Source organism: Loktanella gaetbuli (assembly GCF_020531945.1).
GTDB lineage: Bacteria > Pseudomonadota > Alphaproteobacteria > Rhodobacterales > Rhodobacteraceae > Loktanella > Loktanella gaetbuli.
Genome location: NZ_JAJATZ010000007.1, coordinates 12,644 through 31,371, shown reverse-complemented (window position 1 = coordinate 31,371; position 18,728 = coordinate 12,644). Strand labels below are relative to the sequence as shown.

The following is an 18,728-nucleotide window of genomic DNA, read 5'->3' as shown; positions in this document are numbered from 1 at the left end:
AGCCGGGCAGGCCAGCGGGCCTGCCCATCCAACTGTGGCGGGTTCGCCCGTCCGACCGTCAGGTGATCAGATGAACGACCAGTCCCCCAACGACGTTTTCCACGGGTCCAGCTTCTTGCAGGGTCACAATGCCGAATATGTCGAACAGCTGTACGCACGCTATGCCGACAATCCGGCGGCGGTCGACGAAAGCTGGCACGCGTTTTTCAAGTCACTTGGCGACTCTCCCGCCGATGCCAAGGCCGAGGCCGCCGGCGCAAGCTGGAACCGCATGGACTGGCCGCCGGTGCCGAACGATGACCTGACGGCCGCACTTGATGGTCAGTGGGCACAGGAGCCAGCCGCCGCCGCCAAAAAGATCGAGGCAAAGGCCGCTGAAAAGGGTGTGGGCCTGTCCGAGGCACAGGTCCGCAATGCCGTGCTGGACAGCCTGCGCGCCCTGATGCTGATCCGCGCATACCGTATTCGTGGCCACCTGATCGCCGATCTGGACCCGCTGGGCATGCGTGAGCAGACGCCGCATCCCGAACTCGATCCCGAATCCTACGGCTTTACCAAGGCTGACATGGATCGCCCGATCTTCATCGACAACGTTCTGGGCCTCGAAGTGGCTACCATGAACGAGATCATGGCAATCGTGAAACGCACCTATTGCGGCACCTTTGCGCTGCAGTACATGCATATCTCGAACCCGGACGAGGCCGCATGGCTGAAGGAACGGATCGAAGGTCTGGGTAAGGAAATCACCTTTACCCAGAACGGCCGCAAGGCGATCCTGAACAAGCTGGTCGAGGCCGAGGGGTTCGAAAAATTCCTGCACGTCAAATACATGGGCACCAAGCGGTTCGGTCTGGACGGCGGTGAATCCCTGATCCCCGCGATGGAACAGATCATCAAGCGTGGCGGTCAGCTGGGGCTGGAGGAAATCGTCATCGGCATGCCGCACCGCGGCCGCCTGTCCGTCCTCGCCAACGTCATGAGCAAGCCCTACCGCGCGATTTTCAACGAATTCCAGGGCGGCAGCTTCAAACCCGAAGAGGTCGAAGGCTCTGGTGACGTGAAATATCACCTCGGCGCATCCAGCGACCGTGAATTCGACGGGAATTCGGTTCACCTGTCGTTGACCGCAAACCCCAGCCACCTGGAGGCGGTGAACCCCGTCGTGCTGGGCAAGGTCCGCGCCAAGCAAGACGAAAAGAATGACACCGAACGGACCAAAGTCATGGCCGTGCTGCTGCATGGTGACGCGGCTTTTGCCGGACAGGGTGTCGTAGCCGAGGGTTTCCAGCTGTCAGGCATTCGCGGTCACCGCACGGGCGGCACCATGCATATCGTCGTGAACAACCAGATCGGTTTCACGACGTCACCGCATTTCTCGCGCACCTCACCCTATCCCACCGACATCGCGCTGATGGTCGAGGCCCCGATTTTCCACGTTAATGGGGATGACCCCGAGGCCGTGGTCCATGCCGCCCGCGTCGCAACCGAATTCCGTCAGAAATTCCACAAAGACGTGGTGCTGGACATCATCTGCTACCGCCGGTTCGGTCACAACGAAGGCGACGAGCCGATGTTCACCAACCCGGTGATGTACAAGAAAATCAAGAAGCAAAAGACGACGCTGACGCTCTACACGGATCGGCTGGTCAAGGACGGCCTGATCCCCGAGGGCGAGATCGACGAGATGAAGGCTGCATTCCAGGCCACGCTGAACGAAGAGTTCGAGGCCGGCAAGGAATACAAGCCCAACAAGGCCGACTGGCTGGACGGCCGCTGGTCGGGTCTCGCGCGTGACAAGGACAACTATCAGCGCGGTCAGACTGCAATCGCGCCAGAAACAATGGCGGAAATCGGCGATGCCCTGATCACGGCACCCGATGGATTTGCCACGCACAAGACGATCGACCGTCTGCTCAAGGCAAAGGCCGAAATGTTCGAGACCGGCAAAGGGTTCGACTGGGCCACCGGCGAGGCGCTGGCCTTCGGTTCGTTGCTGACCGAAGGCTACCCCGTGCGTCTGGCCGGTCAGGACAGCACGCGCGGCACGTTCAGCCAGCGCCATTCCGCGTTGATCGATCAAAATACCGAAGACCGCTACTACCCCCTCAACAACATCCGTGACGGTCAGGCCAACTACGAAGTCATCGATTCCATGCTGTCGGAATATGCTGTGCTTGGTTTCGAATACGGCTATTCGCTGGCCGAACCGAACACGCTGACCCTGTGGGAGGCACAGTTCGGTGATTTCGCCAACGGCGCACAGATCATGTTCGACCAATTCATCAGTTCCGGCGAGGCGAAATGGCTGCGGATGTCGGGGCTCGTCTGTCTGATGCCGCACGGTTACGAAGGTCAGGGACCGGAACATTCCAGCGCGCGTCTGGAACGGTTCCTGCAAATGTGCGGCAACGACAACTGGATCGTCGCAAACTGCACGACGCCTGCGAACTATTTCCACCTGCTGCGCCGCCAGATTCATCGTAGTTTCCGCAAGCCGCTGATGCTGATGACGCCGAAATCGCTATTGCGGCACAAAATGGCCGTGTCCGACGCCGAGGATTTCACGACAGGATCGTCGTTCCACCGCGTCTTGTGGGATGACGCCGAAAAGGGTCATTCCGACACGCAACTGGTGGCAGACGACAAGATCAAGCGCGTCGTGATGTGTTCCGGCAAGGTCTACTACGATCTGCTCGAGGCACGCGACGAAGCCGGGATCGACGACGTCTATCTGCTGCGGTTCGAACAGTTCTACCCCTTCCCCGCGCAATCGGCGGTCAAGGAACTGGAACGGTTCAAGGATGCCGAAATGATCTGGTGCCAAGAAGAACCCAAGAACCAGGGGGCATGGACCTTTATGGAACCCAACCTCGACTGGTGCCTGACGCGCATCAACGCCAAGCATACGCGCCCGACCTACGTGGGCCGCGCCACATCCGCCAGCCCGGCCACGGGTCTGGCCAGCCAGCACAAATCGACACAGGCGGCGCTTGTCGCCGAAGCCCTGAACATCAAAGGAGCCAAGTAATGAGCACCGAAGTCCGCGTCCCCACCCTTGGCGAATCCGTCACCGAAGCGACTGTCGCCACGTGGTTCAAGCAACCCGGCGATGCCGTGGCTGTCGACGAGATGCTGTGCGAGCTGGAAACCGACAAGGTCACGGTCGAGGTCCCCTCGCCCGTCGCCGGAACCCTTTCTGAAATCGTTGCCGCCGAAGGCGACACCGTCGGTGTCGACGCCCTGCTGGCCCAGATCAGCGAAGGTGAAGCCGCCAGCACCAAATCGGATGCCCCGAAAGCTGACGCCAAGGCCGAAAAGGCCCCGGAAAAGGTTGATCAGGTCGATGATAGCTACAAGAACGACGCCGCCAAAACCGACAGCAACCGTAGCGACACCGAGGACGCGCCATCGGCAAAGAAGCTGATGGCTGAGAACAACCTGTCGTCAGATGATGTCAAAGGCACCGGCAAGGACGGCCGCGTGATGAAAGGCGACGTGCTGGACGCGCTGTCCAAGCCCAAGGATGCGCCCAAGGCCGCACCCGCAGCGCCGCGCAGTTCTGATCAGGCCGACCGCGAGGAACGGGTCAAAATGACCCGTCTGCGCCAGACGATCGCCCGCCGCCTGAAAGAGGCGCAGAACACTGCGGCCATGCTGACGACCTACAACGAGGTCGACATGACGGCGGTCATGGATCTGCGCAACGAATACAAGGATCTGTTCCTGAAAAAGCACGGCGTAAAGCTGGGTTTCATGTCCTTCTTTACCAAGGCCTGCGTTCATGCGCTGCATGAGGTGCCCGAGGTCAACGCCGAGATCGACGGCGACCACGTCGTCTACAAGAACTACGTCAACATGGGCATCGCGGCAGGCACGCCCACCGGCCTCGTCGTGCCGGTCATCAACGACGCCGACCAGATGTCCTTTGCAGCCATCGAAAAGGCGATTGCCGAAAAGGGTGCAAAGGCGCGCGACGGCAAACTGTCGATGGCCGAAATGCAGGGCGGCACATTCACCATCTCCAACGGCGGTGTCTACGGGTCGCTCATGTCCTCGCCCATCCTGAACCCCCCGCAGTCCGGCATCCTAGGCATGCATACGATCCAGGACCGCCCGATGGCGATCAACGGTCAGGTCGTGATCCGTCCGATGATGTATCTGGCGCTGTCCTATGACCACCGCATCGTCGACGGCAAGGGCGCTGTGACCTTCCTCGTCCGCGTCAAAGAGGCGCTCGAGGATCCCCGTCGCCTGCTGATGGACCTGTAAGCGGGACTCGTACCGCTCTGCACCAGATTGAAAGTCACGCACATGCAACTGTTGACGACGACTAAAACCGACGACTTCGCATCGTTCAAAACCGCTTTTGATACCGAGACGGAAAAGCGGATGAATGCTGGGCTGACCCTGATGCAGATGTGGCGCGACGCGGATGACGCAGAAACGGTCTTGTGTCTGTTCGATGTCAATGATCGTGGCCGCGCGCAAGACTGGCTGCAAACGGAACAGCAGACCGGGACGCAAGTGTCCGGTCGCTTTTTGAAAACAGCATAAGGGGACGCCGGTGTCGGATATTCAGACGATCCTGATCCTGAGCGGTCTGTGGGTCTTGGTCTTGTTGAACGCCCAAGCCACCTGGGGCATCGTGCAAAAGGGGTTTGGCGCGATGCTTGGGCCCCGCGATAATGTGGGACCGCTGTCGGGACGTGCCGCGCGGCTGGACCGGGCCAAGGATAATACCATTGTCGCCTTTGCGCTGTTTGCCCCGGCAGCCTTGCTGAACCTGGACGCGACCGGTTCGGCCTTGCTGTCCGCGCAGATCTTTCTGATCGCGCGGGTGATCTATCCTTTCATTTACGTTGCGGGCTGGCCCGGTGTTCGGACAATCGTCTGGACCGCCGGTATGCTTTCCACTGCCTGGCTCTATGTTGCGGCTCTATGACACCTGAATTAACCGTTCTCGCCCTCGCGGGCCTGCTACAGGCGTTGCAATTCGCAACTGTTTCAATCCGCGCAAACCTTGAACTGCCAGCGGGCAAGTTGATGGGACCACGCGATCCGCAGCGCCTTGGTGCGCCCTTGCTGGAACAGGTCAGCCCGAAAACAGGCCGCCTGTTTCGCGCCCTCAACAACCATTTCGAGGGGCTGATTCTGCTCACGCTCGCGGTGGTCGTCGTCACTCTCGCCGACCGCGCCACCGGATTTTCGGCAATCTGCGCCTGGACCTATCTTGTTGCGCGCATCGCCTATGTTCCCGCCTATTTCTTTGGATGGACGCCGTGGCGGTCGATCATCTGGATGATCGGCTTTCTGGCCACGATCCTCATGCTACTGTCTGTTTTCGTCGTCTAGACGCAAACCCCACAACCTACGGAGGCCCCCATGGCCAGCTATGACGTCATCATCATCGGTTCCGGCCCCGGCGGCTATGTCTCGGCCATTCGCTGCGCGCAGCTCGGTCTGAAAACGGCCTGCGTCGAAGGCCGCGACACGCTGGGCGGCACCTGCCTGAACGTCGGTTGCATCCCGTCCAAGGCACTGCTGCACGCGACCCACATGCTGCACGAGGCAGAACACAACTTTGCCGATATGGGACTCAAGGGCAAAACCCCGTCCGTCGATTGGGATGCCATGCTGGCCTACAAGGACAAGACCGTGGGCCAGAACACCGGCGGTATCGAGTTTCTGTTCAAGAAAAACAAGGTCGACTGGCTCAAGGGCTGGGGCAGCATTCCAGAGGCCGGCAAGGTCAAGGTCGGTGACGAGGTCCACGAGGCCAAGCACATCATCATTGCCACCGGGTCAGAGCCTGCCCCGCTCAAGGGTGTCGAAGTTGACGAGGAAACGGTCGTGACCTCGACCGGCGCACTGAAGCTGAAGAAAATCCCCAAGTCGCTGGTCGTGATCGGTGGTGGCGTGATCGGACTCGAGCTGGGCAGCGTCTATGCGCGCCTGGGGTCCGAAGTGACGGTCGTTGAATACCTCGACGCCATCACCCCCGGCCAAGATGCAGAGGTCGCCCGCCAGTTCCAGAAACTGCTGACCAAGCAGGGGATCAAGTTCGTGTTGGGCGCCGCCGTCCAGGGCGTCAGCGTCAAGAACAAGAAAGCGACCGTCAGCTACAAGATGCGCAAGGACGACGCAGAGGCTGAAATCACCGCGGACACGGTGCTGCTGGCGACAGGCAGACGCCCCTTTACCGACGGTCTGGGACTGTCGGATCTGGGTGTCGCCCTGTCGGATCGCGGCCAGATCGAGGTCGACGGCAGCTACAAGACAAACGTCGACGGCATCTACGCCATCGGTGATGCGATCAAGGGCCCGATGCTGGCCCACAAGGCCGAAGACGAAGGCATGGCAGTTGCCGAAATGCTGGCCGGTCAAAAGCCGCATGTAAACTACAACGTGATCCCCGGCGTGATCTACACCCACCCCGAGGTCGGGAGTGTCGGCGAAACCGAGGAAACCCTGAAAAAGGCCGGGCGCGCCTACAAGGTCGGCAAATTTCCGTTTCTGGGCAACGCACGGGCCAAGGCGAACCACGCAGGCGACGGTTTCGTGAAGATCTTGGCGGACAAGGAAACGGACCGCATCCTTGGCGCACATATCATCGGCCCGATGGCCGGTGATCTGATCCACGAAATCTGTGTCGCCATGGAATTCGGCGCCGCAGCCGAGGATCTGGCCCGTACCTGCCACGCGCACCCGACCTATTCGGAAGCCGTGCGCGAGGCAGCACTCGCCTGTGGCGATGGTGCCATCCACGCCTGAAACGCCTGTCGGCCCCCGGACCATATCCGGGGGCCGCGCTGTTTGCGGTCATCGGCATCCCTGCCTGTACCGCCCCTTCAGTCTGCGCAAACACAGTTAAATTTGCGTCAACGCACACAATCGCTGTTTTCCAAATATCCTCGGGGGACGGCGCGTCCCGCGCCGGGGGGCAGACAGCCCCCCTGCTACGCCTTAAGCAGGCGCAGGCCCTTGGTCACATCGGACCGGACGGCCAGCCGCAGACCCGGCTCGTCACCCGCGCGCAAGGCCGCGATGATGTGACGGTGATCGACCGGCGGTGACGTGCGGTTCAGACGGCCATACAACGCCCGCATCGTCGGACCCAATTGCAGCCAGACCGTTTCCGTCATCGCAAGGATCGCCGGTGCCTGAGCCCGCAAATACAGCGTGCGGTGGAATTCCAGGTTCATGCGGATATAGCCGGATGCATCGTGCCGCGCGACCATCTGGCTGACGCCCGCGTTGATGGCCTCCAGCCGGTCGATCAGCGCAAAATGCGCGCGCGGCAAGGCGCGCGATGCCAGCTCTGGTTCCAGCAAGGCACGCAGGGTGGCCAGTTCCTCGATTCGCTCGTTTGTCAGGGCGGGGGTCGTCACGCGCCCGGTCGCCGACATCGAAAGAGCACCCTCGGACACCAGACGCCTGACAGCCTCGCGTGCGGGGGTCATGGATACATCATGATCCCGTGCGATACCGCGCAAGGTCAGCGTTGTGCCGGGGTCGATGTGCCCGTGCAGGATCTGCGCCCGCAATGCGCGGAACACCCGGTCGTGGGCGGCCCCCGACCCAGCGGCTGGACGCACCGGGATCATCCCGCGTCAAACCGGACTGCGTGCAGCCGGTCTCCGTGCTCGCGCAACCAGCGGCGGTGGGCTGCATAATCAGGGTCCAGTCGCGCCACGATGGCCCAGAACGCGTCTGAATGGTTCATCTGTTCAAGATGCGCGACCTCATGCGCTGCGACGTAATCCAGCACGGCAGGGGGGGCCATGATCAGTCGCCAGGAATACATCAGTCCGCCCGTGCTGGTGCAGGATCCCCAACGCGACCGCGTATCGCGCAGCGTCAGCTTGGTATAGTTGCGACCGATCAGACCCGCGTAATGGTCGGACGCGCTCGCCAGCCGGTCGCGGGCACGTGCCTTGAGATAGGCCCGAATCGCAGGTGCACCTGCGCCGGGCGGCAGCAGCAATGCGCCGTCATTGACCGTCACGCGCCGCACATCAGCAACCCGCACCATGATGTCACGCCCCATATAGGGCAACGCCACGCCCGGTCCTGCCGTTACGGCGGGGCGAATGTCGTCCAGATGCCCGCGCAACCAATCTTCGCGTTCGGTCAGGAAATCCAATGCCTGACGTTCCGGCGCACGTGGCGGCATGGTCAGCGTCACCTTGCCATCCAGCCGCGACACGCGCAGCGACAGACGACGCGCCCGCGCGGACCGCCGCAGGTCGACCTCAATCGGGGGGTTGCCAATACGCAGGGCGCGGCCCATATGCATCCTTTGATTACAGCTGTACGCGTCGGCTCTCGACACCGTCCCGCCCTTATGGCAGTGGACCGGGAACCGCCGCAAGGCCAGCCATGCAACCGAAGGAATACCCATGCCGAAGGAAGAGTGGGGCACCAAGCGCCTGTGCCCCGAAACAGGCAAGCGATTCTACGATCTCAACAAGGATCCGATCATCAGCCCCTACACGGGCAATGTGGTGACGATTGATACATCAAAGACTCGCACGATGGTCGCCGATGCCGCCGACGCGCAATCCGCCAAGGTCAAGGAAAGCGACGAGGACGATGATCTGGTTCTCGATGATGACGAGGACGACGATGACGTCGATCTGGGCGATGATGTGCTCGAGGACGATGACGACGACGATACCGTCAGCCTCGACGACATCGCTGACGTGTCCAAGCCGGACGACGAATAAAATACCTGACCCGTGGCGTGATTTTAGCTCTTGATCTCGCCACGGGGGCTGCATAGACAGCCGCCAATGGGGCCTTAGCTCAGATGGGAGAGCGCTTGCATGGCATGCAAGAGGTCAGGGGTTCGATCCCCCTAGGCTCCACCATTTTCCTGTTCTGACAGTGTTGTATTCGGGCGTTTCAGGTCGATTCGCATTCCGTCCTTGCCGATGATCAGCGGCCCTCCCCATGTCTTGCGGGTCAATGCGATAAAGTCGTCATCGGTGAACCCGGCCAGACCGTCTGGCACGAAATGGGTCAGCGCCAGACAGCCCACCCCCGCATCCTGCGCGATCCGTCCCACGTCATCCGCCGCCGTGTGGCTGCGCAACAGATGTTGTCGCAACCGATCATCCCCGTTGCCCGTTGCCGCGACCAAGGCATCGACACCAGAGGGGAGCAGCGCCTCGTGGACCAGCAGATCGACGCCCCTCGCAAATTCTGCGAGCGCAGGCAGATAGGCCGTGTCGCCGGACAGGCATAGGGTGCCACCCCCGCCATCAAATCGCAGCGCGAAACTGTCGACCAGCGGCGGATGGTCATTGCGCATCGCGCGCATGCAGACATCGCCCAAGTCGACATCATGCGCCGCGTCCAGCACGCGGATCTGGACTAGGCTTGCGAGGTCGACGCGACCCTCGTCCATGATACGCAGTGCGATATCATCCCGCATCGCATCCAGAAACGCCTGCCAATAGCGACCGAGCCCCGCCGGCCCGTAGACCGTCACCTGTGTTTTCAGACCCGCCGTCCAAGCGGTGTGCAGGAGCGGTCCCAGTTCGAGGTAGTGATCCGAATGCAGATGCGTGATGACGATGGTTTGCAGCGTCGCCAGATGAACACCTTGATCGCATAGCGCGCGTGTCACACCCAAACCGGCATCCACCACGATCCGCTGACCGCCCAGCACGACCAGTTGCGCGGTCGGCATCTGTGACCCCGGACGGATCGCCGGACCACCTTTTACACCCAACAGAACGATGTGATCGCCCCCGACTGTAATGGCATCTACGGTCATCCCCATGGCCACGGTTGCATCTTCGACCCTCCTTGTCTGCACATGCCAACCTTGGCCACGGCGCGTAAATTCGACAAGATCAAAGCCACATGATCGGGAGGAGCCTCAACGTGAATATTCTGGACGGTATCCGTGCAAAACGGTTTGTGGTGGTTGGTCGGGTCGGCATGGACCTCTTTACCGCCCCCGGCGTCACGACCGAGGATGCAACTGAATTTCAGGCTGACATGGGCGGGTCATCCGCCAATATTGCAGCAGGCCTGGTCAAGCTGGGGGCAAAGGCGGCACTGGTGACCTGCGTATCGGATGATGCGGTTGGCAGCTTCTGCCTCCGGAAACTGCGCGACTACGGAATTGATTCATCCTACGTGAAAAAGGTGGCAGGAGAGCCGCGCACCTCTCTGGCGATTTACGAATCGCGTACCGAAAACCATCGCAATGTCATCTATCGCAACAACGCGGCCGACTTTCAGATGACAGTTGCAGATGTCGAGGCCGTCGATTGGTCCGCCTATTCCGCGCTTGTCACCGCGGGAACGGTTTTCGCCGCTGAACCATCCCGCAGCGCTGCATTCCACGCGTTCGCATTGGCGCAGGCCGCAGGCCTGCCCATCATCTTTGACGTGGACTATCGCCCCTACAGCTGGTCGTCGGCCCAAGACGCATCCGACGTGTTGTCGCGCGCTGGGGCCATGTCTGACGTGATCGTCGGCAATGACGACGAATTCGGATTCATGGCCGGGGACAAGGCCCGGGGTCTGGACATGGCCCGCAGTCTCGTTGCCGGGCGCGCGCAGATCGCCATCTATAAAATGGGTGAAAACGGTGCCGTCACCATCACACCCACAGGAGAGGACAGGACCGGCATCTACCGGGTCGATGCGCTGAAACCCACCGGCGCGGGTGACAGTTTCATGGCCGGGTTGCTTGCCTCGCTCGCCGATGGGTACGACCTGCGCGACGCTGTCCTGCGCGGATCGGCCTGTGCAGCGATCGTGGTGGCGGAACCCGGTTGCGCGCCTGCGATGCCGGATGCTGCCGCCCTGTCTGCGTTCCTGTCGGATCACCCTGGCCCCGGCTAGATCCCGCACACATGGCAAAACGGCAGGTTCGCCGCTGGTCCCATGGTCCAAGCGCAGCTAGGCTGGCAAACAACCACACAGGAAAATCCCATGTTTCGTTTCTGCGCAGTGATCCTGATCCTCTTGGCCGGGCCAGCCCTTGCCCAGTCACGCGCACAGATCGAGACACAGTTTCGCAGCTGGCAAGAAACGACGCTCTGGCCGCAGGTCAGCCGGGCGGGTGTCTCGCGGGCGGTCTTTGATGCGGCGCTGAACGGTGTGACGCTGGACTGGGACCTGCCCGATCTGGTCGCCCCCGGTTCCGCCCCCGCGCCGCGCGGTGTGCCGCGTCAGGCTGAATTTCGCGCGCCTGCCCGCTATTTCGCGCCCAGCACGGTCAACGGGACGGCCAGCACCGGGAGACAGATGGCACAGCGCCATGCCGCGACACTGGCGGCGACGACCCGTGCAACGGGCGTGCCCGCGCATATCATCCTCGCCATTTGGGGCCGCGAGAGCGCCTACGGCCGCGCCGCGATCCCGCATGACGCCGTTCGCGTTCTGGGAACCAAGGCGTTCATGAGCACCCGCGCCGATTATTTCACCGCGGAACTTGTCGCTGCCATGCAGATCATGCAGGCGGGCCACGTGTCACCGCGCGCAATGAAATCCAGTTGGGCCGGCGCATTGGGCCAGCCGCAATTCATGCCATCGAATTTTCTGCGCTATGCAGCGGATGGCAATGGTGACGGCCGCGCCGATATCTGGGGATCAGAGGCGGATACCATCGCCAGCATCGGCACCTATCTCGTACAGCATGGCTGGGTGGCAGGCCGCGACTGGGGGTTCGAGGTGACGCTGCCCGGCAATCTGTCCTGCGCACTGGAAGGCCCGGATCAGGGCCGCCGCATCGCGGACTGGGAGGCAGCCGGCGTCACGCGCGTCGGCAATCGCGCCTTTCCGGCGCATGAACGCGGACAAGTCGGATACCTGCTGATGCCCGCCGGACGCGGTGGTCCGGCGTTCATTGTCACACCGAATTTCTATGTGCTGAAGGAATACAACGAAAGCGACCTCTATGCGCTGTTCGTAGGCCACGTCGGAGACAAGATCGCCTATGGTGTCGGTCCGTTCACCGCCGGCTGGGACAGCATCGACACGCTCACACGCGGACAGGTCGCCGCCATGCAGACCAGCCTGATGCGGATGGGGCTGGATACCGGCGGCGCTGATGGTCTGGCTGGATTCCGCACGCGCCGCAGCATCGGGCAGTGGCAACAGGCGACGGGTCAGGCACCGACCTGTTTTCCGGACCGCGCCATTCTGCGCGCCTTGGGCAGATGATCACGGGGGCCTTGCCCCCGTACCCCCAGGATATTTTCAACCAGAAGAAGGCAGGCCTGCCAGCAAGCGTTTTGCCTGTTTCAGGTGCGGCATGTCATACATCTTGCCGTCGATGCCGATGGTTCCGACGTCAGGCTGATCCGCAAAGGCCTGCACGACGCGGCGTGCCAGTGCGATCTGTGCGTCGGTCGGCGTGAAATCGGCGTGGATCACGTCGACCTGTGCGGGATGTATCGCCAACCGTCCGACAAATCCGTCGCGGCGGGCGGCGCGGCCCGTTTGCTGAAAACCATCGGTGTCGCGAAAATCAGCGTGTAATGTCTCGATCGCGGCAACGCCTGCATGAGCCGCGCCCAGAAGGCACAGATCGCGCACCATCCGGTAGGGCGTGGTCAAGATGCCATTCTCGTCACGGTTGCTGGTCGCGCCAAGCTCGGCCGCGAGATCCTCTGCCCCCCAGGTCATGGCAACGAGGCGCGGATGTGCCGGGGCATAGCTGCCCAGCGCAAAGACAGCCGCAGGCGTTTCGGTCGCGATCACCATGATCTTGACGCTGTTTGCCGACATGCCTGCCGCCTGTTCCAGTGGGGCAATCATGTCCGCGAGATGGGCAACGTCGGCACCGCCATTGGCCTTTGGCAGAACGATACCATCGAGCCCGGGGCGGATCACGGCCCGCAGATCGTCCTGCGTCAGCCCACTGTCCAGCGGATTGATACGCACAAAGAACGCCCAATCACGGGGTTCCGGGGTAATCCATCCGGACAGACCGTCGCGCGCCGCAGCCTTGTGATCGGCGGCAACCGAATCCTCGAGGTCAAGGATCAGCACATCGGCACCGATGCCCTGTGCCTTGGCAAACTTGCGTTCGGAATCGGCAGGCACGAACAGCCAGGACCGCATCCTCATGCGGGTGCCTTGCGCATCAGCGCGTTGCGGGTCGCCTCGCAGACCAGCTGGTCACGCTGGTTCAGGCCGCGATGCACAAAGGTGACGATGCCCTGAGTCGGGCGCGATTGGCTTTCGCGCATGGCCAGCACCTCGGTTTCGACCCGGATCGTGTCGCCGTAGAACACCGGCGACGGAAAGGTCGTGCGCTCGAACCCCAGATTGCCAACCGTGGTGCCCAGTGTGGTTTCATGCACCGAAATGCCCACCACGAGGCCCAGCGTGAACAGAGAATTGACCAGCGGTTGACCAAACTCTGTTTCAGCGGCAGCGGCATAATCCAGATGCAGCGCGGCGGGATTCATCGTGGCCGTGGTAAAGGTGATGTTGTCAGCCTCTGTCACCGTGCGTCGGATGGCATGGGTGATCACCTGCCCCACGCTGAACTGGTCATACCAAAGACCGCTCATGCGCGGCCACGTGCGGCAAAGCGCGGCAGCATCGCGGAAAAGTCGCGGCCGGCACCGTCCTCATCCTCGACAAAGCGGCGATAGAGATCGGTCGCGACCTGGCCCAATGGCGTATCGGCGTCCGCACCCACTGCCGCCTGCTGCGACAGACGCAAGTCCTTGAGCATCAGGTCTGCGGCAAACCCGGGTCTGTAATCATTGTCGGCAGGTGAAGTCGGACCAACGCCGGGTGCCGGGCAATAGGCGTTCATCGACCACGACGATCCCGAGGACGTGCTGACCACGTCGAACATCGCCTGACGATCCAGCCCCAGCTTGTCCGCGAGGGCAAAGGCCTCGCAGGTGGCGATCATCGTGACGCCGAGGATCATGTTGTTGCAGATCTTGGCCGCCTGCCCGTTGCCTGACGGGCCGCAATGCACGGCCTTTTGCCCCATGATGTCGAACAGCGGTTTGGCGCGGGCAAAGGCATCGGCGTCACCGCCGACCATGAACGTCAGCGTGCCACCCTGCGCGCCGCCGATGCCGCCGGAGACCGGCGCGTCCAGCGCCCCCAGACCCGCGGCCTGCGCATCGGCCGCGACAGCGCGGGCGCTGTCCACATCGACGGTCGAACAATCCAAGAGCACCGCACCCGCCGTCAGGGCCGGGATGACCTCTGCCGCGACCTGGCGCAGGATTGTGCCGTTGGGCAGCATTGTGATCGCCACATCCGCACCAGCACAGGCCGCGGCAGCACTGTCTGCCATCCGCAGGCCGTCAGGACGTGCGGTCAGATCGAAACCTGTCACGTCATGGCCTGCCGCCATCAGGTTGGCCGCCATCGGACCGCCCATATTGCCCAAACCAATAAATGCGATTTTCATAGTTGTTCCTTTGTTCATAACATCAGCGCGTCATCGCCCAAGGGGGCGAGCATTGCGTCGATCTGTGCCTTGGTGACCTCTGCTGCCGTGCTGTGCCTCCACGCCGGATTGCGGTCGCGGTCGATGATCGCGGCACGGATCCCTTCGAGAAAGTCGCCCTGCTGCTGCGCGCGAAAGGTGTAGCGAAATTCGTGGCGCAAGGCTTCTGTCAATCCGGTCCCGGTGCGCGCCGCGCGGATCAGACGCAAGGCGCAGGCCATGGCGAGCGGCGCATTGCGCGACAGCGCCTTGGTCGCGGCTTCGGCAACAGCGCCCTCTGCCGCGCCACAGGCCACGACGATACTGCCAAGCGCGTCATGGGCAAAAAGCGTGTCGATCTCGACCGCGTCCTTGGCCATTTGCGATGGTGGCGCGGTGTCTGTGACCTGATGAACCGCCGCCACATCACCGGTCCGTTGCAGCGTGTTTATCATGTCAGCCCAGCGGTCGCGCGGCACGTAATGATCGGCAAAGCCTGCGTGGATCGCGTCGCCCGGTCCCATCCGCGCGGCCGTCAGGCCAAGGTATTCGCCCAGATGCCCCGGTGCGCGGCCCAGTAAGTGCGAGCCGCCCACGTCGGGCACCAACCCGATGCTACATTCCGGCATGGCGATCTGGCTGTTTTCGCAGACGATCCGGTCACTGGCGTGGCAGCCGACACCAACACCGCCGCCCATCGTGAATCCCTGCAAAAGCGTCACGATCGGTTTCCCATAGCCCGCAACCTGCGCGTTCATCCGGTATTCCTGCCGCCAGAAATCCTGACCAAAGCCGAATTGCCCAGCCGTGCCTTGCGCATAGAGGTCGGCAATATCGCCGCCTGCACAGAATGCCTTGTCTCCGGTGGCATCGATCACGACCAGCTTGATCGCCGGGTCGCTGGCCCAGCGGTTCAGCGCGTCCTCGATTGCCACGCTCATGCCCGCGGTCAACGCGTTCAGCGCATCGGGTCGGTTCAGCGTGATCCGTCCGGCTGTGCCGATATGGCGAATGTCGATCTCGCTCATGTCTGGGCCAAGAGTTGCCGCGCCACGATCAGACGCATGATTTCGTTCGTACCTTCGAGGATCTGATGCACGCGCAAATCACGGACAATCTTTTCGATTCCGTAGTCTGCAAGATAGCCATAACCGCCATGCAATTGCAGGCACTGGTCCGCGACGCGTGACGCAGCCTCGGTCACATGCTTTTTCGCCATCGCGCAGAACATCGTGGCATCGGGCGCGCCGGTATCCAGTTTCCACGCAGCCTGCCGCAGAAAGGTGCGCGCGGCCTGCAATTCGATTTCCATCTCGGCCAGCCGAAACTGAAGCGCCTGAAAATCCGTCAGCGCCTGACCGAAAGCCTTGCGGTCGCGCATATAGGCGATCGTGGCATCCATCGCGGCCTGTGCGCCGCCCAGCGCGCTGGCGGCGATATTCAGGCGGCCACCGTCCAGTCCCTTCATCGCATAGGCGAAACCGCGCCCTTCCTCGCCCAGCAAGGTGGCAGGGCAATCGTCCAGCTGGACCTGGCGGGTAGGTTGCGACCGCCAGCCCATCTTGTCCTCGAGACCGCCGAACGACAAACCCTGCGCGCCGTCGTCGACCATATAGGCGCTGATACCGCGCGGACCTGCGTCGCCGCTGCGGGCCATCACGATATACAGATCGGAATAGCCACCGCCGGAAATGAACGCCTTGGTCCCCGTCAGCGCCCAGCCGTTGCCGGTCTGGACGGCCTTGGATTTCATCGCAGCGGCATCCGATCCGGACCCCGGTTCGGTCAGGCAATAGCTGGCAAAGCGTTTCATCGCGATCAGGTCAGGCAGCAGCGCCGCCCGTGTCGCATCGTCCGCAAAGCTGTCGATCATCGCAGCGCACATGTTGTGAATCGACAGGAAGCTGGCGACCGACGGGCAGGCCATCGACAGCGCCTCGAACACCAGTGTGGCGTCCAGCCGCGACAGGCCCGCACCGCCCGATTCCTCGCGCACATACAGCCCGCCAAACCCAAGTTCGCCGACCTCTGGCCAGAGGTCCTTGGGGATGGTGCCCGCGGCCTCCCAGTCGCGGGCATGCGGTGCGATGCGGTCCTGCCCAAAGGCATGGGCCATATCGTAAATGGCCGATTGTTCATCGGTCAGTGCAAAATCCATGGTCGTCCTCCCTGAGGGTAGACGATACCGAAACGCAGGCTGTGGGCAAGGCTTGCGGCGTCAGGCGCCCTGCGACTTTTCCCAGTGCCTCTTGATCCCCTTGGCCAGCGACCAACGGTGCACCTCTGACGGGCCGTCGTAGATACGGAACGCCCGGATTTCGCGGAACACCTGTTCCACGATGGTCGCATCACTGACACCCGTGCCGCCCATGACCTGCACGCAGCGGTCAGCCACGCGCATCAGCGCCTCGCTGACGGCGACCTTGGTCATCGAACTTTCGCGGCCGGCCCGTTCGCCGCGGTCCAGCGCATCGGCGGTCCAGTCGATCATCAGGCGCGCCTGTTGCAGATCGATCAGGTTGTCGGCCAGCATGAACCCCACGCCCTCGTGGTCGATCAGATGTTTGCCAAAGGCCTGCCTGCGATTTGCGTAGTCCGTCGCAATCTCGTTGCAGCGGATGCAGGCCCCCAGCCAGCGCATGCAATGGGTCAGGCGCGCGGGTGCCAGACGCACCTGTGCGTATTTGAACCCCTCGCCCGGCTCGCCCAGCATCTGATCTGCGGGGATGCGCAGGTTTTCGATTTCGACGGTGCAGTGCCCGCCCGGCAGGCTGTTGTCGATCGTTTTGGGCTGGTGCACGATGCGGATCGCGGGGTTCGGCAAGTCTACGAGGAACATGCAGGCCCCCTGTTCGGCCTTGGCCATGACGATCCCGATTTGCGCCTGTGCCGCACCCGTGATCCAGCATTTGCGCCCGTTCACGACCCAATGATTGCCATCGGGTTTGCAGGTCGTCTGCATCATCGACGGGTCTGATCCGGAACCGCCGTCCTCCCACGGCTCTGACATGAAAAATGCGGACCGCGCCGTGCCTGCCACCAGCGGGTCAAGAAAGCGGCGTTTCAGATCCTCTGACCCGACCTTGCCCAGCAGATAGATATTGCCCTCGTCCGGGGCGGCTGTGTTGCAGGCCAGAGGCCCAAGCGGTGACAGACCCGATGCGATCAACACCTGCGCCGTTTCGCGGTGCGTCAGGTGGCTGCCATCCGCGCGGATATGCGGCGTCATGACGTCTGCCTTGCGGGCCAGAACACGCAGATCCGCGATCACGTCCTCGGTCGGGCAGTTGTGGTCATCGCGGCGTGGGTCCTTTTCAAAAGGTGCAACGATGTCGCGGACGAATGCCTCGACGCGGGCGGCGATTTCTGTGGCGGATTCGGTCATTTCGGGGCCATGCGGATCGCGCCGTCCAGACGGATCACCTCGCCGTTCAGCATGGGGTTTTCAGCAATCGACTGCACCAGCCGCGCGTATTCGTCCGGATCACCCAGACGGTTCGGGAACGGGACCTGCGCACCCAGACTGTCCTGCGCCTCTTGTGGCAGGCTTTCCATCAGGGGGGTCAGGAACAGACCTGGTGCGATGGTCATGACCCGGATGCTGAACCGCGCCATTTCGCGCGCGGCAGGCAGGGTCAGGGCCGCGACACCGCCCTTGGATGCGGCATAGGCGGGCTGGCCGATCTGACCGTCGAATGCCGCGACGGAGGCCGTGTTGATGATCGCGCCACGCTCCTCGCCCAGGGGATCCAGTTTTTGCAGTTGGGCCGCGAATTTGGACATCACGTTGAATGTGCCGATCAGGTTGATGGTCACGATGCGGGTGAATTCCGCCAGCGGCAGGGGCGTGCCATCGCGGTTCACGATCTTGGCCGGTGGACCGATGCCCGCGCAGTTCACGCACAGGCGCGGCGGTGTCGGCCCGGCAAAGGCTGCGTCAATTGCCTGCGTCACGGCTGCATCATCTGTTACGTCAGCCTGAGCAAAGGTTCCGCCAATCTCGGCCGCCAGCGGCTGACCAAGGGCGGCATTCATGTCGATGATCGTGACCTGCGCGCCTGCTGTCGCCAGCCGCCGCGCAGTCGCAGCCCCCAGCCCCGAGGCACCCCCAGCCACGATGACTCCGATTCCCTGAATATCCATCACACCCTCCCACGATTGAATTGCCGCCACCCTAGCAGCGCCCGCCGCCTGCGCCACCCATAACGCGCCGTGACGCATCCGGCGGGTCGAGCGGCGATCTTGGCCTATCGTGGCAGAGCAGAGCACGCGATAAGGGGGTAATTCGCCGCGAAAGGGC

General features: G+C 62.5%; 19 protein-coding genes and 1 tRNA gene. 10 read left to right on the top strand and 10 right to left on the bottom strand.

Going from position 1 to position 18,728, the window contains the following annotated elements; translation table 11 throughout:
- The first annotated feature begins 70 nt into the window (after positions 1-70).
- Genes LGQ03_RS13680 through lpdA form a run of 6 tightly spaced genes read left to right on the top strand, consistent with a single transcriptional unit; the run spans position 71 to position 6,771 of the window.
- Positions 71-3,028 carry a 2-oxoglutarate dehydrogenase E1 component gene (locus LGQ03_RS13680; protein WP_226748856.1) on the top strand — a complete coding sequence of 986 codons (2,958 nt, stop codon included), beginning with the start codon at positions 71-73 and terminating at the stop codon, positions 3,026-3,028.
- The gene (gene odhB / locus LGQ03_RS13675; protein ID WP_226748855.1) at positions 3,028-4,269 is read left to right on the top strand and encodes a 2-oxoglutarate dehydrogenase complex dihydrolipoyllysine-residue succinyltransferase; all 1,242 of its coding nucleotides are present in this window, start codon (positions 3,028-3,030) and stop codon (positions 4,267-4,269) included. Before LGQ03_RS13680 ends, odhB begins: the two co-directional genes overlap by 1 nt.
- A 42-nt stretch (positions 4,270-4,311) precedes the next feature.
- On the top strand, positions 4,312-4,554 hold the full coding sequence (locus tag LGQ03_RS13670; RefSeq protein WP_226748854.1) for a hypothetical protein: 243 nt from the start codon (positions 4,312-4,314) through the stop codon (positions 4,552-4,554).
- Positions 4,555-4,564: 10 nt separating this feature from the next.
- Positions 4,565-4,942 carry an MAPEG family protein gene (locus tag LGQ03_RS13665; protein ID WP_226748853.1) on the top strand — a complete coding sequence of 126 codons (378 nt, stop codon included), beginning with the start codon at positions 4,565-4,567 and terminating at the stop codon, positions 4,940-4,942.
- On the top strand, positions 4,939-5,352 hold the full coding sequence (locus LGQ03_RS13660; RefSeq protein WP_226748852.1) for an MAPEG family protein: 414 nt from the start codon (positions 4,939-4,941) through the stop codon (positions 5,350-5,352). The genes LGQ03_RS13665 and LGQ03_RS13660 overlap by 4 nt, the downstream gene beginning before the upstream one ends.
- A 30-nt stretch (positions 5,353-5,382) precedes the next feature.
- A complete protein-coding gene (lpdA, locus tag LGQ03_RS13655) occupies positions 5,383-6,771 on the top strand; it encodes a dihydrolipoyl dehydrogenase (protein ID WP_226748851.1) in 1,389 nt (462 codons plus the stop codon).
- Between the two features lie 185 nt (positions 6,772-6,956).
- On the opposite strand, the gene LGQ03_RS13650 is transcribed toward lpdA, so the two are convergent.
- Together LGQ03_RS13650 and LGQ03_RS13645 are read right to left on the bottom strand one after the other, a co-directional pair.
- Positions 6,957-7,604 (bottom strand): GntR family transcriptional regulator, encoded by a 648-nt coding sequence (locus LGQ03_RS13650; protein WP_226748850.1) that lies wholly within the window; start codon positions 7,602-7,604, stop codon positions 6,957-6,959.
- Positions 7,601-8,290 carry a M48 family metallopeptidase gene (locus LGQ03_RS13645; protein WP_226748849.1) on the bottom strand — a complete coding sequence of 230 codons (690 nt, stop codon included), beginning with the start codon at positions 8,288-8,290 and terminating at the stop codon, positions 7,601-7,603. The genes LGQ03_RS13650 and LGQ03_RS13645 overlap by 4 nt, the downstream gene beginning before the upstream one ends.
- 109 nt (positions 8,291-8,399) lie before the next feature.
- Between LGQ03_RS13645 and LGQ03_RS13640 the strand changes: the two genes are divergently transcribed.
- Both LGQ03_RS13640 and LGQ03_RS13635 read left to right on the top strand, forming a co-directional pair.
- Positions 8,400-8,726 (top strand): TIGR02300 family protein, encoded by a 327-nt coding sequence (locus LGQ03_RS13640; protein ID WP_090158390.1) that lies wholly within the window; start codon positions 8,400-8,402, stop codon positions 8,724-8,726.
- Positions 8,727-8,794: 68 nt separating this feature from the next.
- Positions 8,795-8,870: transfer RNA gene (locus LGQ03_RS13635), tRNA-Ala, on the top strand.
- On the opposite strand, the gene LGQ03_RS13630 is transcribed toward LGQ03_RS13635, so the two are convergent.
- Entirely contained in the window at positions 8,858-9,787 is a 930-nt protein-coding gene (locus LGQ03_RS13630) for an MBL fold metallo-hydrolase (RefSeq protein ID WP_226748848.1), read from the bottom strand. The two genes, LGQ03_RS13635 and LGQ03_RS13630, sit on opposite strands and share 13 nt — an antisense overlap.
- Positions 9,788-9,891: 104 nt before the next feature.
- On the opposite strand from LGQ03_RS13630, the gene iolC reads away from it, so the two are divergent.
- Positions 9,892-10,863, top strand: coding sequence for a 5-dehydro-2-deoxygluconokinase (iolC, locus tag LGQ03_RS13625; RefSeq protein ID WP_226748847.1), 972 nt, complete (start codon positions 9,892-9,894; stop codon positions 10,861-10,863).
- Between the two features lie 90 nt (positions 10,864-10,953).
- Positions 10,954-12,186: a lytic murein transglycosylase gene (locus LGQ03_RS13620; protein ID WP_226748846.1), complete on the top strand. Its 1,233-nt coding sequence runs from the start codon at positions 10,954-10,956 to the stop codon at positions 12,184-12,186.
- Positions 12,187-12,222: 36 nt separating this feature from the next.
- On the opposite strand, the gene LGQ03_RS13615 is transcribed toward LGQ03_RS13620, so the two are convergent.
- From LGQ03_RS13615 to LGQ03_RS13585, 7 genes are read right to left on the bottom strand one after another with little or no spacing between them, the layout of a single operon-like run.
- Positions 12,223-13,095 (bottom strand): HpcH/HpaI aldolase/citrate lyase family protein, encoded by an 873-nt coding sequence (locus LGQ03_RS13615; protein ID WP_226748845.1) that lies wholly within the window; start codon positions 13,093-13,095, stop codon positions 12,223-12,225.
- Positions 13,092-13,544 carry a MaoC family dehydratase gene (locus tag LGQ03_RS13610; protein ID WP_226748844.1) on the bottom strand — a complete coding sequence of 151 codons (453 nt, stop codon included), beginning with the start codon at positions 13,542-13,544 and terminating at the stop codon, positions 13,092-13,094. The genes LGQ03_RS13615 and LGQ03_RS13610 overlap by 4 nt, the downstream gene beginning before the upstream one ends.
- Entirely contained in the window at positions 13,541-14,410 is an 870-nt protein-coding gene (gene mmsB, locus LGQ03_RS13605) for a 3-hydroxyisobutyrate dehydrogenase (RefSeq protein WP_226748843.1), read from the bottom strand. The genes LGQ03_RS13610 and mmsB overlap by 4 nt, the downstream gene beginning before the upstream one ends.
- Positions 14,411-14,424: 14 nt before the next feature.
- Positions 14,425-15,456, bottom strand: coding sequence for an enoyl-CoA hydratase/isomerase family protein (locus LGQ03_RS13600; protein WP_226748842.1), 1,032 nt, complete (start codon positions 15,454-15,456; stop codon positions 14,425-14,427).
- Positions 15,453-16,586 carry an acyl-CoA dehydrogenase family protein gene (locus tag LGQ03_RS13595; protein WP_226748841.1) on the bottom strand — a complete coding sequence of 378 codons (1,134 nt, stop codon included), beginning with the start codon at positions 16,584-16,586 and terminating at the stop codon, positions 15,453-15,455. Before LGQ03_RS13595 ends, LGQ03_RS13600 begins: the two co-directional genes overlap by 4 nt.
- 60 nt (positions 16,587-16,646) lie before the next feature.
- Complete coding sequence (locus tag LGQ03_RS13590) at positions 16,647-17,813, bottom strand: acyl-CoA dehydrogenase family protein (protein ID WP_226748840.1); 1,167 nt, start codon at positions 17,811-17,813, stop codon at positions 16,647-16,649.
- A complete protein-coding gene (locus tag LGQ03_RS13585; protein WP_226748839.1) occupies positions 17,810-18,571 on the bottom strand; it encodes an SDR family NAD(P)-dependent oxidoreductase in 762 nt (253 codons plus the stop codon). The genes LGQ03_RS13590 and LGQ03_RS13585 overlap by 4 nt, the downstream gene beginning before the upstream one ends.
- Positions 18,572-18,728: the final 157 nt, after the last annotated feature.